Raw genomic sequence first — 13,577 nt, forward strand, 5'->3', positions numbered from 1 at the left:
TAGGCATAAAAACCTTGACGACTTGATAATTCGCCGCTGCCGTGGTTAGGCATTATTCCTACAAAATTCTGTATAGCTGAGGAATAGGCATAAAAACCTTGACGACTTGATAATTCGCCGCTGCCGTGGTTAGGCATTATTCCTACAAAATTCTGTATAGCTGAGGAATTAAGCGTAACACTTAATAACAATTGTTTTTTAGGTTCTAGACCACTGGTCAAATCTAAAGGACGGCTTGTTTCAAATTGTGTAGTCGGTTGTTACCTGTTTTTTTTGATTATACAAAAATTAAATACTACATTCTCAACTGAATCCAAACCGACCAAATCTCATTAAGCGCTATATCCCATAACAGAAGAATAAAGAAAGGGTTCAATTTCGAATTTTTAAAAAAAAATACGATTATGCTCTTTAACTCTCTCCACTTCTTTTTCTTTTTTATACTGGTTACTCCAGCCTTTTTTCTGTTGCCACATCAGCATAGATGGAAATTACTGTTGGCCTCGAGCTGCTATTTTTACATGACTTTTGTGCCGGTGTATATCCTGATCCTGGGCTTCACGATCATTATAGATTATTTTGCCGGGATACTCATAGAGAACTCCAAGGGGAAAAAGAAAAAGAAATTCCTTATTTTAAGTCTGGTGGCAAACATTGGTGTGCTGGCCGTTTTCAAATATTACAATTTTCTTAATGATAACCTCTCGTTTTTGCTGGGAAACATCGGTTATCAGAACCATGTACCTTATTTAGAAATTCTATTGCCCATTGGGCTTTCTTTTCATACGTTCCAGGCGATGAGCTATACCATTGAAGTTTACCGGGGAAATCAAAAGGCAGAGAAACACTTTGGGATCTACTCTTTATACGTAATGTTTTATCCTCAGCTGGTGGCCGGACCGATAGAGCGGCCGCAAAATATCCTTCATCAGTTTCATGTGAAGCAGTATTTTAATTATGCGAATGTGGTAGAGGGCTTAAAGCTCATTACATGGGGCTTATTTAAAAAGGTGGTGATTGCCGACAKGTTATCCATTTATGTAGATGCGGTATACAATAATGCGGATCAGCATAGCGGGCTGACGCTTATTGTGGCGACCGTTTTTTTTGCATTTCAGATTTACTGCGATTTCTCAGGTTATTCTGACATCGCGATAGGCTGTGCAAGGGTTATGGGCTATAACCTGATGATCAACTTCAGGAGGCCTTATCTGGCGGGAAGCATAAAAGACTTCTGGTCGAGATGGCACATTTCCCTATCCACCTGGTTCAGGGATTACCTTTATTTCCCTTTGGGTGGCAGTAAGGTGGCGATACCCCGGTGGTACCTTAATCTTTTTATTGTATTTATGGTAAGTGGCCTGTGGCATGGTGCAAACTGGACTTTTATTGTCTGGGGGGCATTACATGGGATCTATCAGATTTTTAGTGTTTCATTTAAAAAATTCAATGAAAGGAATATTCTGGGTTATCGTCCTTTAACTAATGCTTTTCATGTTTTGCTCACCTTCGCGCTGGTCTGCTTTGCCTGGATATTTTTCAGGGCCAATAATGTAACGGAAGCCTTTAACATCTGTAAGAGCATATTTACATTAAAAGGGGAAGGCTTATTTATAGGCACTCCTGAAGGTTTTGTATATGCGCTTATCTGGATTTTGTTTCTGCTGGTTGTGGAATACATTACCGAATACCACTCGGACATCATTAAAGTATTTTATAGCTCAAACAGAGTGGTGAGGTATGCAGGATATACGGTTATTGTGTTGTTTATCATCCTGTTTGGCGTGTTTAACGGGGGGCAGTTTATCTATTTTCAATTCTAATCATGGAACCATTTTATAAACTATTGAGGAACGGGCTGATCATACTGGTTTTGTTATTTGTGACAGACAGGGCCCTTGGTGCATTAATTGAACACTTTTTCTTTAATGAAAAACAAGGCGATTCGGCAGTTACCACGCATGGGATTCTGGATGCCAATGAAGACATCCTTATTTTTGGGAATTCCAGGGCCAGCCATCACTATATCCCCGAACTGATCACTGAAAAAACCGGACTGTCTTGCTATAATCTTGGTAGGGATGGCATGAAGATGCTTTATTATGAAACCTTGTTGAAATCTGTTTTAAGTTATCATACCCCAAAAGTGGTGATACTGGATTTGAACCTGAACGATTTTGAGTATCAGCACCAGGAGGAACAAAAGCTAACGGCTGTTTTGATGCCATATATTAACAAGAATAAAGAAATCAGTGAAATGATTTATACGCAGAGTAAAATGCAATTCTCGCTGGCACATATTTCAACCCTTTACCGGGTTAACTCTTTGCCCATGTCAATCGTGCAGCATCATTTGGAAATAGGCCAGAAACACTTTAGCGGATACGAGCCGCTTTCGGGGAATATGCCCCAGAGCGCTACAGTGCAACACATTGACAATGCGAATTATAAGGAATCGAAAGATCAGTTAACCGCGTTTGAAAATTTTGTTAAAGCAACCAGATCGAAAAATATAAAATTACATGTTTTGGTGTCGCCAGGAATGAAGATCCATAAACATAATGCATTGAAAACTGCTGACAGCATTTTAAGCAAATATGATTTAAAGTGTTATAATTATTCGGAACTGTTTAATGCAAATGCAAATAAGCTGTTTTACGATGTTGGCCATTTAAATGAGATAGGGGCAAAAGCATTTACAGACAGTGTGATTGTTGATCATTTAACTGAAATACCAGCAGCAGGAATCAATTAGCCTGCTCAATTCTGCTGGCTGCAGAAACTAAAAATAATCTTGCAGGAAGTGTTCTTCGGTATTACAATACAGAGAAGAATAGATATTGAGGTCCTGGATGTTGGTCTTAAGCTTTCTTTTCATGTGCAGGATGGGATGGCTTTTTTTAATGTTGAGCAGCTCGCTGATATTTTTATCGCCAAGTATGGCCCAGATCTTCTGCTCTCCCTCTTTTACTTCTATGTTGTAGCTTTCCCTTAAGATTTTAAAGAGCGAGAGGTTTTCTAATTCTCTGGAAATAAACCCGGGCAGATTGATGTTGCTGAGGTATGTTTCTTCGTAGAGTACCGGAATATCATTAATGCGGCGGAGCCTTGTAAAGTAGATACAGTCATGTTTCAGTTCTCCTTCATTTAATGGAAAGAAGAAATCCAATGGCCAGTCTTGCTTCATCTGCTTTTGCAAAATGGAAGTGCTGAGGTTTTGGCTGCCTACACCGGCGGTAACCCCGCTTAAGGACAGAATGCCTAAGCCCGCTTTAGGTTCGGTAACGATGCTGCCCTTGCCATGCCGGCGGGTAATGTAGCCTAAATTGGTTAGTCCTGATAATGCCTGCCTAACAGTAACCCTTGTGGTGTTATAGGTTTTGCAAAGGTCGTTCTCCGAAGGCAGCAGTTCGCCTTTTTGGTACATGCCTTTTTCGATCTGCGCTCTCAAATCATCGGTTACTTTTTTATATAGGGGGCTTAATTTATCTGGCTTCATCTTGTATATACAAGTTGTTTTTTATATGTTTGGTTAGCCCATCGTTAATACAGAGGGGCAGACCAAATATAAAAGTATGAAATTATGAAGACATACAAACTAAACAGATTGTTTAACCGCAATTCAGGAAATTGTTTTGATGTAGCGATTGACCATGGGTTTTTTAATGAACACTCCTTTCTCAGTGGCATTGAAAATATCCAGAAAGCTGTTTCTATACTAGTTGATGCAGGACCTGATGCCATACAGCTTACCCTAGGGCAGGCACAATATTTACAAGCTATCCCCGGCAAGGAGAAACCAGCTTTGGTTTTAAGAACAGACGTAGCCAATGTTTACGGAAAAGAACTGCCGCGGGCATTGTTTAGCAGAATGATCGCTGACCCTGTGGAACAAGCCCTTCGGCTGGATGCTGCATGTGTGGTGGTAAACCTGTTCAGTATACCCGGAGAACCTGAAGTGACAGATCAGTGCATTCAGAATATCCTTCAAATTAAACCTTTATGCGAACGATATGCGATGCCTTTAATGGTTGAACCATTAGTATTCAGACCCAATACCCAGGCCGGCGGATATATGGTAGATGGTGACCCGCAGAAAATTATTTCTTTAGTGAGGCAGGGTGTTGAACTGGGCGCGGATATTATTAAAGCTGATCCGACCGATAATGTTAACGATTACCATCGCATAATAGAGATCGCCGGAAATATACCCGTACTGGTAAGAGGAGGGGGTAAAGCAAGTGACCGGGAAATTCTGGAAAGAACGTATGGATTGATGAAGCAGGGCGCCAGAGGGATAGTATATGGGCGAAATGTAATACAACACCATGATCCCCCAGGCATGACCAGGGCATTGATGGCCATAGTGCATCATGATGCAAGCGCTGTGGAGGCGGCTGCTTTAATAGGTATAAAGGAATAAATGTGATGAAGAAAGTTAATATAGGAATTATTGGAGGGGGATTGATGGGCAAGGAGGCGGCAAGTTCTTTTGCACGCTGGTTTGCGATAAATGATTTGCCGGTGCAGGTTGAGCTAACTGCAGTTTGTGATGTTAACCAGGAGGTATTGTCATGGTATAGGAATGTCCCTTCGGTTAAGTTGCTGACCACCGACTATAAAGAATTATTGGCCGATGAGGAAATTGATGTGGTGTATGTTGCCCTGCCTCATCATTTGCATAAACAGTATTACCTGGAGGTGCTGACGGCAGGAAAAGATTTACTGGCCGAAAAACCATTTGGGGTAGATCTGGAAGCTGCTTTAGCGATAAAAAACCAGGCCGACAGGCTGGGACGTTTTGTGCGCTGTAGTTCGGAGATGCCCTTTTTGCCGGGGCCTCAGCGGGTTGTTAAAGAAGTGGAGTCGGGTAGATTAGGACAAGTCATAGAAATTAAAGCCGGCTTTCTGCACTCAAGTGACCTGGATCCGGACAAACCCATTAACTGGAAGAGGCAAGTGTCATTTTGTGGTGAAATAGGCGTTATGGGTGATTTGGGGATGCATGTACTGCATATTCCATTGAGACTGGGATGGAAGCCTGAACGGATATATGCACAGCTTCAAAAGATCATTACCCAACGGCCGGATGGAAAAGGAGGAATGGCTGAATGTGATACCTGGAACAATGCGACCCTAAACACTGAAGTAAAAATAGCCGACAACCTTGTTCCGATGACGCTGGAGATGAAGCGCATGGCACCCGGAGAGACCAATACCTGGTATATCGAAATAATGGGGACCGAAGGTGGCGTAAAATACAGCACCAAGGACATTAAAACATTATGGACCTTTAAACGTAGTAATGAACAGTGGTGGCAGCGGACTGATCTTGGATTTAAGGGAATGCCATTTACAACGATTACCGGTGCTATTTTTGAGCCCGGATTTCCGGATTGCTTTATGCAAATGCTGGCCGCATATATTGCGGAAAGGGCAGGGCTATTAAATGGTCGGTTTGGTTGTGTTACCCCAGAGGAAGCATTAAATAGTCACTATATATTTGATGCGGCATTGAGATCGTTTAACAACCAGACACTAGAAAAAATAACGTACTTTAAAACCGAATAAGCATGAAAAGATCAGCAATAAATAAAGCAATAATTGATGCGGGTGAATGCTTTACGCGAAATGGCTGGTTCTTGCCACCGAACCCCAAATGGGACATTACTGATTTTGGTTTGGATTCTTTTTTAACTACCGGACTGGTATTGGTAAACCTAGCCGAAGAGAAAGAGTACTGTGAAAAAATAATGTATGCGGTAAGAGGGCAGCTAACCCCATGTCATACACATAAAAAAAAGAAAGAGGATATCATTTGCAGATCAGGGCTTCTGGTTGTTCAGTTATGGAGCGCAGACCCGGCTATAGAAGAAAATACAGATACTTTTAGTGTGAAAATGAATGGCAGTTACCGCAGCATTACCTCCGGAGACATCATACCAATACCGCCCGGTCAGCGGATTACCATTGAACCTGGTATTTGGCATGCGTTCTATCCCGAATCTGATGAATGTATTATCGGAGAGGTGTCGACAGCCAATGATGATGTAAATGATAATTTCTTTTCGGATGAAAATATCGGCAGATTTACCGACATTGAGGAGGATGAAGCCTTAATTATTAAATTGGTAAGCGAATACTAACCTCATGAAAAATGGAATATTAGTTGGCGGTAACTGGATCATAGATCAGGTGAAGGTGATAGATGCTTTTCCTGAAGAAGAAAAGCTGGTTAATATTCTTACAGAGTACAGTAGTAATGGCGGATCTGCTTATAATATTTTGAAAGGAATGGCTAAACTAAAGGCCGGTTTTCCTTTATATGGCCTTGGTTTGGTCGGGGATGACGACAGGGGAGACTATATTATTAAAGAGTGCAAAGACCTTGGAATTGATGCTTCCAGAATTCAAAAAGCGCCAAATACCGCTACCTCGTATACAGATGTGATGACCGTAAAAGGTACCGGGAAAAGAACCTTCTTTCATCAGCGTGGTGCCAATGCCATGCTTGATATGGCGCATTTTGACTTTAGCTCATCTACGGCAAAGGTCTTTCATTTGGGTTATCTGCTGTTATTGGATAAGCTGGACTTAGTTGAAACGGACGGGGAAACCCGGGCTGCAAAGGTTTTAAAAAGTGCAAAGGAAAATGGATTGATCACTTCGGCTGATATCGTTAGTGAGAAATCGGACCGGTTTAAAGAGTTGATCCCTTCTTCCCTAAAATACATTGACTACCTCTTTGTTAATGAATTTGAAGCCGGCATGATATCGGGTATACAGACGGTTGATGACAAGGGGGAAATCTTGCTTAATAATTGTTACAAGGCCGCTGCCGAATTGATTCGGATGGGAGTGAACAAATGGGTTATCCTGCATTTCCCCTCGGGTGTTATTGCTGTGGATCACCAGGGCGATGCTTTGTTCCAGGCAAGTATTGACCTGCCTGAGGGTAAGATTGAAGGTGCTGTAGGTGCCGGAGATGCTTTTGCTGCGGGGGTTTTAATGGGTGTTCATCACAACCAAGCAATGGGCTCCTGTTTGGAGTTAGGCGTTTGTGCAGCGGCATCCAGCCTTTTTGCCGCTACTTCTTCTGACGGCATTACCTCATCAGCAGAATGCCTGCGTTTAAAACAGCTTTACGGATTTCGTAAATAGCGGCGATCAATAGGATAGCGCGCAAGCCACTATTAATCTTCAACCGGCGAGATGTAACGATGAAAACAATTTTATCCGCAGCCAAAATGTATCTAAAATATATGGTTTTGGCTGCGGATAAAAAAGTATCTGCAGCCAAAACTCATGAAAATCATATTAATTTGGCTGCGGATAAATAGCTTTATCTGAACGCTCCTTTATACAGATAGCTTAAATCAGGCTTTTGCAAAAGAAGCACGAGCCCAGGAAGTTCCAGGCGTACCAGTTACTGCCTGTCTGTAAGTTACCTCTTTGCGGGTTGATATACGGCAACTGCGACTCTCGAATCAGCACATCCATAGTATAAAAACCATTTTTGCTGGTGGAAAATAAGCCCTTCTACAAATACAGTTCCTGCTGGGTATTGTCCGCTTTTTTCAAAAGATTCTGTGGGGACAAAGAAAGGCTTATCTAGCCGGCCGATTACCTTTTCAGGATCTTTAGCATCGAAAAGAACTTGTCCGGCTGCATAGGTATTGGCCGTATAATTTTTATCTGCGTTATCACCAGATGCGTTTTTTCCATTGTACAATACGAGTATGCCTTTGTCGGTTAGCAAGGCCGGAGGACCGGCTTCTGTGAGGTCGCTGTCGAAATGGTTTTTTCTTGGTTTGATCAGTTCCTTGATCTTTCCTTCTGCATCCAGTGCAGGTGCCCAGTTTACAAGATCATCGGAGGTTGCGGCGTTCAGAAACTTTTCGCCCCAGTACATCAGGTATTTTCCATTCACTTTTGCGATGACCTGTTTTCCATTGACCAGTTGGGTAACGATGGAGGCAGATTTGGTGAACATGTTATAAAACTTACCATTGTAGGCCTTTGCAAATGCGGGCCCGTGTTTGGTCCATTTAATGAGGTCTTTAGAAGTGGCAACACCCAGGCGGGCAACTTTTTTGTTCCACTGCGTGTAAAACATGACATAAGTGCCATCGCTGGTTACGGCGATTCTTGGATCTTCACATCCACCCGGATTTTCAAGTTCTTTTTGGCTATCGTTGCCGGGATAAAACACAGGTTCAGCCTTTCTTTTAAAGGTTAATCCGTCTGTGCTATATGCGTATCCAAGTCTGGATGTTCTGTGGCCAATTCCGACACCTGATTTGTCTTCGGCTCTGTAAAGTACCACAATTTCTTTTCCTTTTACAGTGGCTGCAGGATTAAAAGTGTCGTTAGATTCCCAGTCGACATATTTACCTGAAAGCGGATCAAGAAAGGTTGTGCTGGTGTTGGGTGAAATGATTGGATTTACACCAGCAGGTCTTAAAAAAGGACCTAAAGCCCATTCGGGCAATTTTTCGGCAGCAGCCTGAGCCTTGGTTTTTTCTGTAGGGAGCAGGAAAAGGAAGCCGATTAAGGCGTATGGGAAAAACTTCTTCATGTTATTTTGTTCCGAATTGTTTGTTTGGTTGTGCGCCCATGATCAGTTCCAGTTTACCTCCGCGGGTGATATCCTGATGATCTAAATAGGCCTTGTTATAGGGCTTGCCGTTAAGCTTGGCGCTTTGGATGTAGATGTTCTGTGCACTGTTGTTCTTAGCCTCAATAGTGAAGGTCCCGCCTTTATAAAAGTTTGGATCGAGTCTGATCTGGGTTTTGCTGAAAACCGGGCTGGTCAGCTCATATCTGGTGCTTCCCGGTGTAATAGGGTGGAAGCCGCTGGCAGCCAATACGTACCAGGCCGACATCTGTCCTACGTCTTCATTTCCAACTAATCCTTCCACAGCGTTGTGATAGGCACGGCTACAGATTGCCCTGGTCCATTTTTGAGTAAGCCATGGAGCGCCAACTCTGTTAAACAGAAAGGGCACATGATGCACCGGTTCATTGGCATGGTTGTAATAATCGTTCCACATCATGTTTTGAGGGACTTTCTCAAAGAAATTGGTCAGGTCTGCCAATACTTTTTCTTTACCGCCCATTAAAGCGGTCATTCCTTCTATATCCTGAGGTACAAACCAGCCTTGCTGATATGGGTTGGCTTCTACAGATCCATACCATTGTTTTAACCGGCCTTCCTGGGGCCAGGGTTGCCATTTACCATCTTTATCTTTAGGCCTGAACCATTCTTTTTCGGGATCAAATATGTTTTTGTAAGATTGCGACCGCTTAAAATACTTTTGCTGATCGCCGGGCTTTTTTAGAGCTTCGGCCATTTTAGAAACACACCATTCAAAATAGGCATATTCGAGGGTGTTTGAGATGCCGAAAGGTTCAAAGGCGTATCCCAGTTCCCCGTTGCCATATTTCTCTACACTGTTTACCGAAAGCTCATATGCTTTTGCAACATTGAAATTTCTTAAGCCTTTGGCGTAAGCATCGGCAATTACCGATACAGCAGGGTTACCAATCATACAGCCACTGTAAGCATTGAGAAATTCCCAGCGCTCCAGGTAGTTTTCCTGTTTCTCATCGGCCAGGGTAACCAATGAATTGACCATATCGGTTACCACAGTGGGGTTAATTACAGTTTGTAAGGGCATTTGGCTTCTGAATACATCCCATCCGCTGAAGATGGTTCTTTTGGTAAAGCCGTCTGCTTTATGTGCCTTATGATCGCCGCCGTAATATTGCCCATCTGCATCCTGAAATGTGCGTGGATCGATCTGCGTGTGATACAGGGCGGTGTAGAACACTGTCTTTTCTTCTTCTGTGCCGCCTTCGACTTTTATTTTTGAGAGCGATTGGTTCCATAGGTTCCTGGCATTGGCTTTTACTTTGTCAAAATCCCAGCCCTGGATATCGGTGTTGAGGTTCATCTTTGCACCATCCATACTTACGAAGGAGATACCGCTTTTCATGGTGACCTGTTCGTTTTCGCTGGTCTCAAACTCAGTGAAAAAGCCTAGGTGCTTTCCTTCTTTTTCATTTATGTTGTTTAAGACAGCAGCCTCTGCTACCTTTTGTTGGTATTTATCGCTGGTAACGTCTTCCAGCTTTCTTTTCCAGTCGCCGGGAATATCGGCCGACCATATGCCATACTGTATTAAAGGCTTACTGAACTCTGCGTAAAAATAAACGGTATAATCGGCCTTTCCGTCACCATTCCCCCATCCGCCGCCATCAGGAGTGCATTTCATCCATCCCTGGATGGTATTTTTATTGACGACTTTGATGTATTGAAGGGTAGAGGTTCCCCCAACCCTTCGGGCCAGGTCAATTTGTATGCGGGATTGTTTGCTCGCGGGAAAAGTAAAGCGTAGCATTCCACTCCGTTTGGCTGCGGTTGCTTCTGCTTTGATGTGGTTTTCTGTAAGCATCACTGAGTAATAGCCTGCAGAGGCTTGCTCAGACTGCTTGTCATAACTGGAACGGTAGCCGGATTTGGTGTCGTCTGGTTTGCCTGCGTTGGTTTGCAGTTTTCCGATGGTGGGCATCACCAGGAAATTTCCCAGATCCCCGTACCAGCCTATGCCACTCATTTGAGTAAATGCAAAGCCCTCAATGGAGGTATGCTCGTTACTGTAKCCCGAACCGTTATCGCCTCCGGTAATGGTATTGGGGCTTACCTGAACCATTCCGTATGGAGTGGTGGCTCCCGGGAAGGTTTTACCTAAACCATGATAGGTGCCGGCAGCATCGGCGCTGGTACTTGCACCAATAAAGGGGTTAACATAATCGGCAGGGAGTTTTTTGTCAGGGTTTTTATAGCCCGAAAGGGCAACGGTAAGAATAAGGAGGAGAAAAAGTTTGAAGTGTTTCATTTGGTCAGTATCTGAATAGGGTGCCCTCTTCATTTATATGCAAACCTAAATTAAGACAAAATAAAGCGTTTTAGCAAATCGATCAAATTTGATACAAAAGTTTTTATGGATTACCATTAAAAATTATTAACTCACACTTATTATGAGAAAAATAATTTTATTGCTGTTCGGTGTGTTGTGGTACACCCATGGTTTTGCTCAGGAGCCGACGTATGAAACAAAGAAGGACATCAGCTATTACCCGGCATCAACCAAAGGAGATGCCTATCTTGAGGAAAGGTGTAAGCTGGATGTGTACTACCCTAAAAATAAAACCAATAGCTCAACAATCGTCTGGTTTCATGGCGGTGGCCTGACCGGAGGCAACAAAGAAATGCCAAGAGAATTGCTTGAAAAGGGCTTTATTGTAATTGCAGTAGGGTACAGACTTTCACCTAAAGCACTTGTAAAAGATATTATTGAAGATGCAACAGCATCTGTAGCATGGACCTTTAATAACATTGCGAAATATGGAGGAAATAATAAACTGATTTTTGTTTCGGGCCATTCGGCTGGAGCTTACCTTGGGATGATGCTGACCTTAGATAAAAAATACCTTGCCGCGTACAACATAGATGCCGACGCTATAGCAGGATTGATTCCTTTTAGTGGACAGGCCATTACCCACTTTACCGTAAGACAGGAGCGCAAGATAAAAGATGTTCAGCCTATAATTGATGAATATGCCCCGCTGTATCACGTTCGTCCAACAGCGCCGCCGATGTTATTGCTTACCGGCGACAGAGAAATGGAGATGCTGGGCCGGTATGAGGAAAATGCCTATCTGGCAAGGATGATGAAATTAGCAGGGAATAAGACTACCGTTCTGCATGAATTGCAGGGGTATGGACATAATATGGTTTATCCGGCGATTCCTTTGCTGATAGAAGAGGTTAACAGGCTTAGTAAAGAGATCAAGACAAAGAATAAGATCGGTTTATAAAACTACATTTTATTATTCCATATGTTGTTTCTGTTCCTGGTCTTCGAGTCTTATGTAGCTTTTGGACAGAATCCTCAGACCTAAGTTTTTGCATTTGCTGAAAAAATGGCGAAATTCCTGAGCATACATTGTCTCAAGAAATCGCTGTGAATTACCTTTGTTCGTTAGGTAAAATGTTGAGTTTATCATAAGTTCATTCGAAAAAATGTAATGATCATCAATAACATGTACGTATATGTGTATACTTGCTTTAAAAAATGGGAGGAAATATGTATCGGAATGAATTTGAAGATTTACTAACCTGGAAAACTAAAAAGAACCGCAAACCGATGATTATCCGTGGAGCAAGGCAGGTCGGTAAAACATGGTTGATGAAGGCATTTGGTAAACAGGAATATGCACAAACTGCTTATGTTAATTTCGAAAGTAACAAACTGCTTAAAGGAGTCTTTTGAGGAAGATTTTAACATCAACAGAATCATCACCGCATTACAAATAGAAACTGGGATATTGATACAGCCAGAAAACACACTGATTGTATTCGATGAAATACAGGAGGCGCCTGGAGCGCTGACCTCACTGAAATACTTTTATGAAAATGCGCAGGAATATCATATCATTTCAGCTGGTTCATTACTTGGGGCTGCCTTGAATAGACAAACCTCCTTTCCTGTTGGAAAAGTTGAGTTTTTACACCTTTATCCGCTGAACTATATAGAGTTTCTTAATGCCAAAGGCCAGCAAGCGCTGGTGGAAGTGTTAAATAGCCAGGACTGGAGCCTGATTAAGGTGTATAAAAATAGATATATCGACCTGCTGAGGCAGTATTATTATGTGGGCGGCATGCCTGAAGCTGTTGTTGCTTTTACACAAGAGGAAAATTTCACAGAAGTAAGAGCAATACAAAAACGTATTTTGGAGGCTTATGAGCAGGATTTTTCCAAACACGCACCTCATGAAATTGTGCCAAGAATCAGAATGCTATGGAATTCAGTTCCTTCTCAATTGGCAAAAGAGAACAAAAAGTTTATCTACGGATTAATCAAACATGGCTCCCGTGCCAAAGAATATGAACTGGCTATGTCATGGCTGATTGACTGCGGGCTTATCCATAAAGTATCCCGCGCAAGTAAACCTGCGATCCCATTGAAAGCTTATGAAGATCAGAGCGCTTTCAAATTATTTTTGCTCGATGTTGGCCTGCTAGCAGCAATGGGTGACATTGATGTAAAAACCCTCCTGGAGGAGAATGCAATATTTGAAGAGTTTAAGGGAGCCTTGACAGAGCAATATGTACTCCAGCAATTGAAAACAACAAAAGAAATAAACGTTTACTATTGGTCTGCAGAAAATGCCACCGCGGAAATCGATTTTCTTGTACAATATGGCCATCACATTATCCCAATAGAAGTAAAAGCGGAAGAAAATCTAAGGGCCAAAAGCTTGCGGAATTACGTAGATAAGTACGGTCCAGAACTTGCCATACGAACCTCTATGTCTGATTTCAGGCGGGAGGAATGGCTGAGCAATCTTCCTTTATATGCGATCAGCCAATTAAAATCACTATAGCAGGATCGTCTTTCCACGTAGAAACCACCAAGAGCGGGTAAAAACATATCGTTAGGCTCGCAGGACTGAATTCTGCGCAATGCAAGAACAGGATAAAGCGTTGCCACCGGGAGCGCCTAAGCGCT

General features: G+C 42.6%; 13 protein-coding genes. 9 read left to right on the top strand and 4 right to left on the bottom strand.

Annotation, left to right across the window (positions count from 1 at the left end; all coding sequences use genetic code 11):
• Nucleotides 1-221 (bottom strand): hypothetical protein (locus tag AC1DDK_RS21665; RefSeq protein ID WP_477634049.1); only part of this gene is annotated, 221 nt, incomplete at its 3' end.
• 183 nt (nt 222-404) lie between these two features.
• Between AC1DDK_RS21665 and AC1DDK_RS21670 the strand changes: the two genes are divergently transcribed.
• Both AC1DDK_RS21670 and AC1DDK_RS21675 read left to right on the top strand, forming a co-directional pair.
• Nucleotides 405-1,823 carry an MBOAT family O-acyltransferase gene (locus AC1DDK_RS21670; RefSeq protein ID WP_477634050.1) on the top strand — a complete coding sequence of 473 codons (1,419 nt, stop codon included), beginning with the start codon at nt 405-407 and terminating at the stop codon, nt 1,821-1,823.
• A gap of 2 nt (nt 1,824-1,825) precedes the next feature.
• Nucleotides 1,826-2,755 carry a hypothetical protein gene (locus tag AC1DDK_RS21675; protein WP_337717841.1) on the top strand — a complete coding sequence of 310 codons (930 nt, stop codon included), beginning with the start codon at nt 1,826-1,828 and terminating at the stop codon, nt 2,753-2,755.
• Nucleotides 2,756-2,782: 27 nt separating this feature from the next.
• Here the strand turns inward: AC1DDK_RS21675 and AC1DDK_RS21680 are convergent, their stop codons facing one another.
• The gene (locus AC1DDK_RS21680; RefSeq protein WP_337717843.1) at nt 2,783-3,499 is read right to left on the bottom strand and encodes a GntR family transcriptional regulator; all 717 of its coding nucleotides are present in this window, start codon (nt 3,497-3,499) and stop codon (nt 2,783-2,785) included.
• Nucleotides 3,500-3,583: 84 nt separating this feature from the next.
• Here AC1DDK_RS21680 and AC1DDK_RS21685 point away from each other — a divergent pair, with 84 nt between their 5' ends.
• From AC1DDK_RS21685 to AC1DDK_RS21700, 4 genes are read left to right on the top strand one after another with little or no spacing between them, the layout of a single operon-like run.
• Nucleotides 3,584-4,423 (top strand): class I fructose-bisphosphate aldolase, encoded by an 840-nt coding sequence (locus AC1DDK_RS21685; RefSeq protein WP_337717845.1) that lies wholly within the window; start codon nt 3,584-3,586, stop codon nt 4,421-4,423.
• 5 nt (nt 4,424-4,428) lie between these two features.
• Nucleotides 4,429-5,571, top strand: coding sequence for a Gfo/Idh/MocA family protein (locus AC1DDK_RS21690; protein ID WP_337717847.1), 1,143 nt, complete (start codon nt 4,429-4,431; stop codon nt 5,569-5,571).
• Nucleotides 5,572-5,573: 2 nt separating this feature from the next.
• Nucleotides 5,574-6,146, top strand: coding sequence for a D-lyxose/D-mannose family sugar isomerase (locus AC1DDK_RS21695; protein ID WP_172661976.1), 573 nt, complete (start codon nt 5,574-5,576; stop codon nt 6,144-6,146).
• A gap of 4 nt (nt 6,147-6,150) precedes the next feature.
• Nucleotides 6,151-7,161 carry a carbohydrate kinase family protein gene (locus tag AC1DDK_RS21700; RefSeq protein ID WP_288882765.1) on the top strand — a complete coding sequence of 337 codons (1,011 nt, stop codon included), beginning with the start codon at nt 6,151-6,153 and terminating at the stop codon, nt 7,159-7,161.
• A gap of 283 nt (nt 7,162-7,444) precedes the next feature.
• On the opposite strand, the gene AC1DDK_RS21705 is transcribed toward AC1DDK_RS21700, so the two are convergent.
• Together AC1DDK_RS21705 and AC1DDK_RS21710 are read right to left on the bottom strand one after the other, a co-directional pair.
• Complete coding sequence (locus tag AC1DDK_RS21705; protein ID WP_288882764.1) at nt 7,445-8,578, bottom strand: glycoside hydrolase family 130 protein; 1,134 nt, start codon at nt 8,576-8,578, stop codon at nt 7,445-7,447.
• Nucleotide 8,579: 1 nt separating this feature from the next.
• Entirely contained in the window at nt 8,580-10,901 is a 2,322-nt protein-coding gene (locus tag AC1DDK_RS21710) for a GH92 family glycosyl hydrolase (RefSeq protein ID WP_337717849.1), read from the bottom strand.
• Nucleotides 10,902-11,043: 142 nt separating this feature from the next.
• On the opposite strand from AC1DDK_RS21710, the gene AC1DDK_RS21715 reads away from it, so the two are divergent.
• From AC1DDK_RS21715 to AC1DDK_RS21725, 3 genes are all read left to right on the top strand, one after another.
• Entirely contained in the window at nt 11,044-11,883 is an 840-nt protein-coding gene (locus tag AC1DDK_RS21715; protein WP_288882761.1) for an alpha/beta hydrolase, read from the top strand.
• Nucleotides 11,884-12,140: 257 nt separating this feature from the next.
• Nucleotides 12,141-12,338: an AAA family ATPase gene (locus AC1DDK_RS21720; RefSeq protein ID WP_288882759.1), complete on the top strand. Its 198-nt coding sequence runs from the start codon at nt 12,141-12,143 to the stop codon at nt 12,336-12,338.
• Entirely contained in the window at nt 12,295-13,452 is a 1,158-nt protein-coding gene (locus tag AC1DDK_RS21725) for an ATP-binding protein (RefSeq protein WP_337717851.1), read from the top strand. The genes AC1DDK_RS21720 and AC1DDK_RS21725 overlap by 44 nt, the downstream gene beginning before the upstream one ends.
• The last annotated feature ends 125 nt before the right edge of the window (nt 13,453-13,577 follow it).

The sequence above is a fragment of the Pedobacter sp. 05T44 genome (assembly GCF_056395985.1).

Coding starts and splice junctions, on each gene's coding strand:
- AC1DDK_RS21725 (WP_337717851.1), top strand. CDS start 12,295: ATGTTAATTTCGAAAGTAACAAACTGCTTAAAGGAGTCTTTTGAGGAA.
- AC1DDK_RS21715 (WP_288882761.1), top strand. CDS start 11,044: ATGAGAAAAATAATTTTATTGCTGTTCGGTGTGTTGTGGTACACCCAT.
- AC1DDK_RS21675 (WP_337717841.1), top strand. CDS start 1,826: ATGGAACCATTTTATAAACTATTGAGGAACGGGCTGATCATACTGGTT.
- AC1DDK_RS21720 (WP_288882759.1), top strand. CDS start 12,141: ATGGGAGGAAATATGTATCGGAATGAATTTGAAGATTTACTAACCTGG.
- AC1DDK_RS21685 (WP_337717845.1), top strand. CDS start 3,584: ATGAAGACATACAAACTAAACAGATTGTTTAACCGCAATTCAGGAAAT.
- AC1DDK_RS21695 (WP_172661976.1), top strand. CDS start 5,574: ATGAAAAGATCAGCAATAAATAAAGCAATAATTGATGCGGGTGAATGC.
- AC1DDK_RS21705 (WP_288882764.1), bottom strand. CDS start 8,578: ATGAAGAAGTTTTTCCCATACGCCTTAATCGGCTTCCTTTTCCTGCTC.
- AC1DDK_RS21700 (WP_288882765.1), top strand. CDS start 6,151: ATGAAAAATGGAATATTAGTTGGCGGTAACTGGATCATAGATCAGGTG.
- AC1DDK_RS21680 (WP_337717843.1), bottom strand. CDS start 3,499: ATGAAGCCAGATAAATTAAGCCCCCTATATAAAAAAGTAACCGATGAT.
- AC1DDK_RS21690 (WP_337717847.1), top strand. CDS start 4,429: ATGAAGAAAGTTAATATAGGAATTATTGGAGGGGGATTGATGGGCAAG.